The organism is Microbacterium sp. (assembly GCF_031178525.1).
Taxonomy (GTDB): domain Bacteria; phylum Actinomycetota; class Actinomycetes; order Actinomycetales; family Microbacteriaceae; genus Microbacterium.
On record NZ_JAPSJA010000113.1, the window covers coordinates 1 to 8,363 of the forward strand.

At 70.4% G+C, this 8,363-nt stretch carries 7 protein-coding genes; 1 reads left to right on the plus strand and 6 read right to left on the minus strand.

The genetic code is table 11. The features are described 5' to 3' along the window. Positions 1-149 precede the first annotated feature (149 nt). From RIF89_RS08620 to RIF89_RS08640, 5 genes are read right to left on the minus strand one after another with little or no spacing between them, the layout of a single operon-like run. Positions 150-1,148, minus strand: a complete 999-nt coding sequence (locus RIF89_RS08620) for an ABC transporter permease (protein ID WP_309068712.1) — start codon at positions 1,146-1,148, stop codon at positions 150-152. Further along, the gene (locus tag RIF89_RS08625) at positions 1,132-2,658 is read right to left on the minus strand and encodes a sugar ABC transporter ATP-binding protein (RefSeq protein WP_309068713.1); all 1,527 of its coding nucleotides are present in this window, start codon (positions 2,656-2,658) and stop codon (positions 1,132-1,134) included. The genes RIF89_RS08620 and RIF89_RS08625 overlap by 17 nt, the downstream gene beginning before the upstream one ends. Next, positions 2,655-3,716 carry an alcohol dehydrogenase catalytic domain-containing protein gene (locus tag RIF89_RS08630; RefSeq protein ID WP_309068714.1) on the minus strand — a complete coding sequence of 354 codons (1,062 nt, stop codon included), beginning with the start codon at positions 3,714-3,716 and terminating at the stop codon, positions 2,655-2,657. The genes RIF89_RS08625 and RIF89_RS08630 overlap by 4 nt, the downstream gene beginning before the upstream one ends. A gap of 11 nt (positions 3,717-3,727) precedes the next feature. Further along, positions 3,728-4,723: a transketolase C-terminal domain-containing protein gene (locus RIF89_RS08635; RefSeq protein ID WP_309068715.1), complete on the minus strand. Its 996-nt coding sequence runs from the start codon at positions 4,721-4,723 to the stop codon at positions 3,728-3,730. Continuing rightward, positions 4,723-5,634, minus strand: a complete 912-nt coding sequence (locus RIF89_RS08640) for a transketolase (protein ID WP_309068716.1) — start codon at positions 5,632-5,634, stop codon at positions 4,723-4,725. The genes RIF89_RS08635 and RIF89_RS08640 overlap by 1 nt, the downstream gene beginning before the upstream one ends. Before the next feature lie 236 nt (positions 5,635-5,870). On the opposite strand from RIF89_RS08640, the gene RIF89_RS08645 reads away from it, so the two are divergent. Further along, positions 5,871-6,392, plus strand: coding sequence for a MarR family winged helix-turn-helix transcriptional regulator (locus tag RIF89_RS08645; RefSeq protein WP_309068717.1), 522 nt, complete (start codon positions 5,871-5,873; stop codon positions 6,390-6,392). 22 nt (positions 6,393-6,414) lie between these two features. On the opposite strand, the gene ggt is transcribed toward RIF89_RS08645, so the two are convergent. Next, a complete protein-coding gene (gene ggt / locus RIF89_RS08650; RefSeq protein ID WP_309068718.1) occupies positions 6,415-8,241 on the minus strand; it encodes a gamma-glutamyltransferase in 1,827 nt (608 codons plus the stop codon). Positions 8,242-8,363 lie beyond the last annotated feature (122 nt).

Below are 8,363 nucleotides of genomic sequence, written 5' to 3' on the forward strand. Positions count from 1 at the left end.
CGAGCGCCGCGATGGCGAACAGGCCGACGCCGGCCGCGGCGAGGGGCTTGAGGATGGTGCGTGCGTGCATCGTGAACTCCTTTGTCTGATGCGGGTACTGCGTGGTGCGGGGTGCCGCGAGGTGCGGGTAGTGCGAGAGGGGTGCCGGGCTAGGCGTTCTTGTTCTTCAGGCCCGACAGGAGGACGGCGCCGATGATGATGGCGCCGATCAGCACCTGCTGGATGTAGGTGTTGATGCCGACGAGGTTCAGGCCGTTCTGCACGACTCCGATGATCGCGACGCCGATCAGCGTGCCGCCGATGTTCGCCTGGCCGGAGCGCAGCAGCGTCATGCCGAGGAACACCGCCGCGACCGCGAACATCATGCGGTCGTCGGCCGCGTGCGGGCCTGCGCTGCCGAGGCGGCTGACGAGCACGACGCCCGCGAGGGCCGACAGCCCTCCGGCCGCCACGAACGCGAAGAAGCGGGTCGGGCGCACGCTGACGCCCGACAGACGCGCGACCTCGGCGTTGCCGCCGATCGCGTACCAGCGCCGACCGAGCGTCGTGAAGCGCAGGATCAGCCAGACGACGATCGAGATGAGGACCGCGTAGATCACGGGCGCGGGGATGCCGTTGATGCGCATCTGGCCGACGATGTTGAACTGCTCCGCCCAGCCGTAGATGTTCGTGCCGTCGGTGATGAGCAGGTTCAGGCCGCCGACCGCGGTCATCGTGGCAAGGGTCGCGACGAACGCCGAGATGTTCAGGAAGGCCACCAGCAGGCCGTTGACCGCGCCCACGAGCACCCCGACGCCGACGCCCCCGAGGATGCCGACGGCGAGGTTCGCGCCGTCGACGAGGAGCGCGCCGGCGGTCGCGCCGCCGAGGGTCGCCGTCATCCCGACCGAGAGATCGAAGTCGCCGACGACCATCACGATCGTCTGCGCGACGGCCACGATCGTCAGGATCGCGACCGCGTTGAGGATGTTCGTCAGGTTCGAGGCGGAGGCGAAGCGCCCGCCGCTCGCGATCGCGAACACCACGATCAGCACCACGAGGGCGACGATCGTGCTCGACTGCCAGATCAGCTGGGTGAAGCTCTTGCGGTCGGGGGCGACCGCCTGCACCGTGAGGGTCTCGGTCACCATCTCAGGCGTCCCTTCCATAGGCGTGAGTGAGAATCTGTTCGTCCGTGGCCGTCGCGGCATCCACCTCTCCCGACACCCGGCCCTCGTGCATCACGAGGATCCGGTCGGACAGGCCGATGAGCTCCGGCAGCTCGCTGCTGACCGCGATGACCGCCATGCCGTCGGCGGCGAGCTCGCGGATGAGGCGGTAGATCTCCGCCTTGGTGCCCACGTCGATCCCGCGCGTGGGCTCGTCCATGAGCAGCACCTTGGGGCCGCGGGCGAGGATCTTCGCGAGCACGACCTTCTGCTGGTTGCCGCCCGAGAGCTGCCCGACGTCCTGCCGATGCCCGGCGGCCTTGATCCGCAGGTTCGCGATCGCCTCTTTCGCCAGAGCGGTGATCCGGCGTCCGGAGACGACACCGACGCTGCTGACGCGGCCGAGGTTCGCGATCGCGACGTTCTCGGTGATCGGGGCGGACAGGATCACGCCCTGGCTGCGGCGCTCCTCCGGTACGAGCGCGATGCCCGCCTCCAGTGCGCGCCCGACGCCGCCCGACACCTCGCGTCCCGAGACCGTGATCGTGCCGGAGGCGTGCTTCTGAGCACCCGCGAGAAGGCGCAGCAGCTCGCTGCGGCCCGACCCGGCGAGCCCGCCGATCCCGAGCACCTCGCCGGCCCGCAGCTCGAACGACACGTCGGACACGCGCCGGCCGGTGAGCCCGGTCACCGTCAGGACGACGTCCTCGCCCGCGGTGTCCCGGTCGGGGTAGAGCTCGCTCTGCTCGCGCCCGACCATGGTCGAGATGACGTCGTCGATGGACGAGTCCGCGACATCCTTCGTGACGATCGTCTGGCCGTTGCGCATCACGGTGAGGCGATCGCACAGCTCGAAGACCTCCTCGAGGCGGTGCGACACGTACACGATCGCGACGCCGTCGTCCCGCAGGCCCCGCAGCACGGTGAACAGGTCGCCGATCTCCGTGTCGGTCAGGGATGCCGTCGGCTCGTCCAGGATGAGCACGCGCGCGTCCATCGCGAGCGCTCGCGCGATGGAGATCATGGTCTGCTTCACGGGGGACAGGTCGCCCGCCAGGGCTCGTAGCGGAATCCGCTGGTTCAGGCGATCGAGCAGCGCCTGCGCGCGCTGGCGCATCAGGCGGCCGCGGACGAGTCCGAAGGTCGACGGCGCTCCCTCCGTGAGCGTGATGTTCTCGGCGACGCTGATGGTCGGCACGATGGACAGCTCCTGGTACAGCGCGACCACGCCCGACCTGTTCGCGGCGCGCACGCTCGAGAAGTCGGCGGGCTCTCCCGCGAATCGCACGGTGCCCTCGTCGTGCGAGTACAGCCCCGTGATGATCTTGATCAGTGTCGACTTGCCGGCGCCGTTCTCGCCGAGAAGCGCGTGGATCTCGCCCGGCCGCACCGACAGGTTCACGCCGCGGAGAGCGGCGACGCCGTCGAACGACTTGCTGATGCCCGTCACCTCCAGCGCCGGCGGCGCCTCCACCGCGACGCCCGGCTGTACAGCCGTGGCCGCGCTCATGCCGCATCCTCGATCCGGTTGCAGCGGATGATGACCTTGGGATGGCGTCCGCTGACGTGCGCCTCGAAGGCCGCCGCGGCGTCGTCGAGATCGAACACGGCCGCGGTCAGCTCGCCGAGTTCGAGGTGGGGCAGCAGCTGCAGCGCGCGCGGGAACGCGTAGGGCGAGACGAAGACGCCCGTGATCGTGAGCTCCCGGAGGTACAGGTGGTCGGACAGGTGCAGCGGCATCTCGAAATCGTCGGGGTACATGGCGCCGTAGACGACCGTGGCGCCCTTGGCTGCGATGTCCAGGAGGCCGCGCACCGCGCGAGGCGATCCCGACGCGTCGATCACGACGTCGTAGCCGAGGCCCTGCGTGATCTCGTCCGCACGTGCGGCCTGGTTCTCCGTGACGGGGTCGATCGTGAAGTCCGCGCCGTGGCGCAGCGCCATCTCCCGGCGCTCGGCGATCGGCTCGATCAGCGTGAGCGACGTCGCGCCGTACCTCTTCATGACCTGCAGGGCGAGCTGCCCGATCGGCCCGCCGCCGCAGATCGCGACGCGGTCACCCACTCGGATCCGCGTCTTGTCCGCGATGCGGACCGCGACGCTCGTCGGCTCCAGCAGGCAGCCCTCCCGCAGCGACACCGAGTCGGGCAGGCGGTGCACCTGCGACTCGTGCCACGTGACCGTCTCGGCCATCCCGGGGCGGTTGTACTCCTGGATGTGGGCGCAGAACTGCTGGCGCCCGTCGACGCAGGCCCGACACGTGCCGCAGAACTTCAGGAAGTTGCCCGACACGCGGTCTCCGAGCCGCAGCCCGTTCCGGGTCGCGCGCTCGCCGAGCGCCTCGATCACGCCCGAAATCTCGTGGCCGAGCCCGATGGGCACGTCGGTGCCGAAGAAGCCCTCGGCGAGGTGGGGGTCGGATCCGCAGATCGCGGCGTACGCGACGCGGATCCGCACGTCCTCCGGACCGAGCTCGGCCTCGGGGAAGTCCACGACTCCGATGCGGCCGCGCGCGCCCTCGTCGGGGTCGCGCAGGCTGCCGATCTTCGTGACGGCGACGGTCTTCATGCTCGCCCCCCTCAGACCGCGGCGGGCTCGTCGGCGGCCGCCCGGGTGGCCGGTGCCACGGCGCGGCGCAGCGCCGCGACCGTGGCGGACAGGCCGTACCCGTGCTTGTCGCGCAGCTGCTCGTCCTCGCCGAAACCGGCGTAGACCTGCGGGATGCCGAGCCGCTCGAACGACTCCAGGCGGATGCCTCGGTCGGCGACGACGTCGGCCACGCGCGTCGCGAGACCGCCGTAGGAGAGGTGGTCCTCCAGCACGACGAAGCGCCCGCCCGTCTCGGCCGCGCAGCGCTCGATCAGCTCGGCGTCGATCGGCTTGAGCGTGAACATGTCGACGACGCGCACCGAGACGCCGTCCTGCGCGAGCTGCTCTGCGGCTTCCAGGGCCTGCGCCACGGTCGTGCCGTGCGTGAACAGCGTGACGTCGGAGCCGTCGCGCGCGACGATGCCCTTGCCGATGCGGATCTCGTGCTGGCCCTCCTCGTACAGCACCTTGTCCTTCTTGCCGACGGCGAGCCGGATGTAGATCGGACCGGTCATGTGCATCGACTGCCGGATGATCTCGCCCACCATGACGGGGTCGCCGATCGAGGTGACGGTCATGTTCGTGAGCGAGCACATCAGCGACAGGTCCTCGACCGCGTAGTGCGTCGAGCCGCCGTTGCCGACGAGACCGCCGTGCGTGCCGATGATCTTGACGGGCAGGTCGGGGTAGCACACGTCGGTGCGCACCTGCTCGAGCGCGCGCATCGACAGGAACGGCAGCATGCCCGATACGACGGGGATGTTGCCGTCGTACGCCAGGCCTGCCGCGATGCCGACGCAGGCCTGCTCCGCGAGCCCCACGTCCACGAAGCGGTCGGGGTACTTGTCGCGGAACTCCACCAGCGTCGCGCCGATGTCCGGCGTGAGCACCCAGAGGTTCTCGTGCGTCTCGCCGAGTTCGGCGAGGGTGGATCCGATCACGGATCGCGCGGAGAGCATCTCTCCGAAGGTGAAGGTGACGGGCATCAGCGGGCCTCCTCGTGGGTGTCGGCGGGCGGGACGTCCGCGGCGGTGGTGCCGCGGCTCGCATCGAGCGCTGCGAGGGCGCGGCTGAGGTCGTCGGCGCCGAGGGAGCCGGCGTGCCAGGCGAGGTTGCGCTCCATGAAGTCGACGCCCTTGCCCTTGACGGTCTCGCAGACCACCACGGTCGGGACGTCGCTGTCGGGGTCGGGGAGGCGGTCGATCGCGTCGACGAGCTGAGCCATGTCGTGGCCGTCCACCTCGATCACGTTCCATCCGAATGCCCGCCACTTGTCCGGGTACGGCTCGAACATCACGCGCTCCTCCGCGAAGCTCGTCATGAGCTGGCGGTTGCGGTCGACGAACGCGACGAGGTTGCCGAGCTTCTGGCTGCGGCCGGCCATCACGGCCTCCCAGACCGAGCCCTCGCCCGTCTCACCGTCGCCGAGCAGGGTCACCACGCGGTGCTTCTCGCCGCGGTGGCGCGCGCTGAGCGCCATCCCGACCGCGAGCGGCAGGCCGTGTCCGAGCGATCCGGTCGACGCCTCGACGCCCGGCAGCTGCACCTTGCACGGGTGCATGCCGTAGGCGCTGTCCAGCTGACCGTATGTGTCGACGATCTCGTCGTACGAGAAGAACCCGCGCATCGCCATCGCGATGTACATGCACACGGCGGCGTGCCCCTTGCTCAGCACGAACCGGTCGCGCGCCGGGTTGGCGATGTCGTCCGGATCGACCCGCAGGCCGTGATGGAACAGCACGGTCAGGATGTCGGCCACCGAGAGGTCGCCGCCGATGTGGACCGCCCCCTCGTACGTGCCGCAGAGCTCGAGCAGCTTGCGCCGCAGCTCGTACGCGAGATCCGTCAGCTCTCCGACGCTGTGCCGCTCGCCGATGTCGAGCGTCGCTCCAGTCATGTCACGCCTCCTCTGCCCGGAGTCGACCGACCTTCACGCGGATGTCGTCGTCGACCCTCGTACGTCACCGCAGCCCTCGTCGGCTCCGGTGAGAGAGAAGCTAGCAGGATCCTGTTTAGGTGTAAACAGGAATGTCCATAAACTTGTTGATGCGGCCGGTCGTCCGGATCGCGCGCGGGACCGTCTGCCAGACTGTCCGCACGATCACGGCGAGAGCCGTGCGGGAGGGGAGCGACATGAGCCGGGTCGTGGAGAGCGAACAGGCGGATGCCGCGCTGCGGCGCCACGCCGCGCCCGCGGGCGCGGTCACGGAGCCGCTGGACGATGTCCTCGAGCCCGACGGGTTCACCCCCCGGCTGCTCGCTCTGCTCTCCAACGCCCTCGTGTGGCGGGAGTCGCATGAGCTGCGCCGCCGATTCGGCCTCGGCACGAACGACTGGCGCGTGATCTCGGCGATCGCCACGCGCCCCGGCTCCTCGGCGACAGAGGTGTCCGACTTCCTCGACGTGAACAAGGCGGTCGTGTCCAAGAGCGTCAACACGCTGCTCGAGCGGGGCCTGCTGCTCCTGTCGGACGGGCCGCGCGGGTCGCGGCCGATGTACCTCAGCGAGGGCGGCGCAGAGATGCACCACCTGATGCGGCCGATCTCGCTGCGCGGCCAGGAGATCATCCTCGATGGCGTTCCGCAGGCGGAGATCGACCGCTTCAACGCCACGCTGCGCGAGATGCTGACGCGCATCCGCGCCGACGCGGGCTGAGACCCGCGCCGCGCGAGCGGACTCAGCGCGAGGGTTTGACGACCATCGCGGAGCCGCCTCCGCGCCTCACGGGTTCGGCCACGGCGATCACGCTGCCGTCCCTGCGGAACTCGATCGCGGTGGCGGCGCCGATCTCGGCGGCCGACGTGAACGCGTCGCCCGACGGCGTCAGCCGATGACCGTACGGCGTCAGCTGGTCTCCGTACCGCGCGATGAAGGCGGGCTCGGCAGTGACCGTCGCGGTGTTGCGCTGCGACGCCCGCGGGGCCGCGATCGCCTGCGGCAGGGTCATCCGGAGATCCACCCTGTTCACGATCATCTGCAGCACCGTCGTGATGATGGTGGAGCCACCGGGTGAGCCGAGCGCCAGGAACGGCTCGCCGTCCTTCAGGATGATCGTCGGCGACATCGACGAGCGAGGTCGCTTGTTCGGCTCGATGCGGTTCGGGTCGTCCGGGTCGTACACGGTGGAGAAGTCCGTCAGCTCGTTGTTGAGCAGGAAGCCGCGGCCCGGAACCGTGATGCCGGACCCGCCCGTCTGCTCGATCGTCAGGGTGTACTCCACGACGTTGCCCCACCGGTCCGCCACCGTGAGGTTGGTGGTCGAGACGTTCTCGGTGTCCTTCTCGTCCGCGAGCGGCACGGCCCCGGCCGGGCACACGCCGTCGTACGAGAGTGCGTCGCCGGGCGGGACGGGCTTGGTGGCCGCGCGGTCGGGATCGATCTGGCACGCGCGCTCGGCGCCGAACACGGGATCGGTCAGCGCCGCCGTCGGCACGTCCACGAACGCGGGGTCGCCCACGTACTCGCCGCGATCGGCGAAGGCGAGCGCGCTGGCCTCGAGATAGTGGTGAAGCGTGTCCGGCGTCGACGCGCGGCGCAGCTCGAACGTGTCCAGGATGTTCAGCGCCTCGCCCACCGTGGTGCCACCGCTGCTCGAGGGCGCCATGCCGTAGACCTCCAGGCCGCGGTACTCCACGCGCGTCGGCGCCTGATCCAGGGCCCGGTAGCGCGCGAGATCGGCCGTCGTCAGATGACCCGCCGGCACGGGCAGGGTCGTGTCGCGGCTCACGGGAGGGGCCTGCACGGTGCGCGCGATCTCCGCCGCCAGCGGGCCGGTGTAGAACGCCTTCGCGCCGCGCTTGGCGAGAAGCCGGTAGGTGTCGGCGAGATCGTGGTTGCGGAACACGCTGCCGACCGCGGGCGCGTCCCCGCGGGGCAGGAAGAGCCGGCGCGTGGAGGTGAAGGCCTCGAAGCGGAGCTTGTTGTCGAGGGTCTGCTGGCGGAACGTCTCGTCGACCACGAAACCGCGCGTCGCCACCTTGATCGCGGGCCGCAGCGCCTCGCCGAGGCTCAGCGTCCCCCATTTCCGGAGGGCCCGCTCCCACGTCGCGGGTGTGCCGGGCACCCCGACCGAGACGCCGCTCGTCACGAGCTCGGGCGTGAAGCGATACGGCTGACCCGTCGCGGGGTCGATGAACGCATCGCGCGGCATGGCCGCCGGCGCGGTCTCGCGACCATCGATCGTGCTGACCTTCCCGCGGCGGGCGTCGTAGTACACGAAGTAGCCGCCGCCGCCGATCCCGGCGCTGTACGGCTCGGTGACGCCCAGCGTCGCGGCGGCGGCGACGGCCGCGTCGACCGCGTTGCCGCCCTTGCGCAGGACGCCGATCGCCGCCGCGGAGGCATCCGGGTCCACCGTGCTCACGGCACCCCCGTAGCCGGTGGCGGTGGGGGTCTTGACGGTGTGGCGCGGGTCAGCGACGGCCGGGCTCGCGGCGGCACCGCCCGTCAGGAGAAGGGCCAGGGCCACCGTGACGGCGGCCGATCGACGTCCGAGCTGAGGCATGGTTCCTCCCGGTTGTGGAGGCTGCGGTCGGTGACGGCCACGGCGCGAGATGGATGTCAGCATATTGACCGCACGACGCTCTGCCCAGGGGGTCCGTCATGCGCGCTCGGGCATCGACACCC

Bases quoted from the DNA above. Each gene is read 5' to 3' on its own strand.
- RIF89_RS08620 (WP_309068712.1), bottom strand. From the start codon at position 1,148: ATGGAAGGGACGCCTGAGATGGTGACCGAGACCCTCACGGTGCAGGCG.
- RIF89_RS08625 (WP_309068713.1), bottom strand. From the start codon at position 2,658: ATGAGCGCGGCCACGGCTGTACAGCCGGGCGTCGCGGTGGAGGCGCCG.
- RIF89_RS08630 (WP_309068714.1), bottom strand. From the start codon at position 3,716: ATGAAGACCGTCGCCGTCACGAAGATCGGCAGCCTGCGCGACCCCGAC.
- RIF89_RS08635 (WP_309068715.1), bottom strand. From the start codon at position 4,723: ATGCCCGTCACCTTCACCTTCGGAGAGATGCTCTCCGCGCGATCCGTG.
- RIF89_RS08640 (WP_309068716.1), bottom strand. From the start codon at position 5,634: ATGACTGGAGCGACGCTCGACATCGGCGAGCGGCACAGCGTCGGAGAG.
- RIF89_RS08645 (WP_309068717.1), top strand. From the start codon at position 5,871: ATGAGCCGGGTCGTGGAGAGCGAACAGGCGGATGCCGCGCTGCGGCGC.
- ggt (WP_309068718.1), bottom strand. From the start codon at position 8,241: ATGCCTCAGCTCGGACGTCGATCGGCCGCCGTCACGGTGGCCCTGGCC.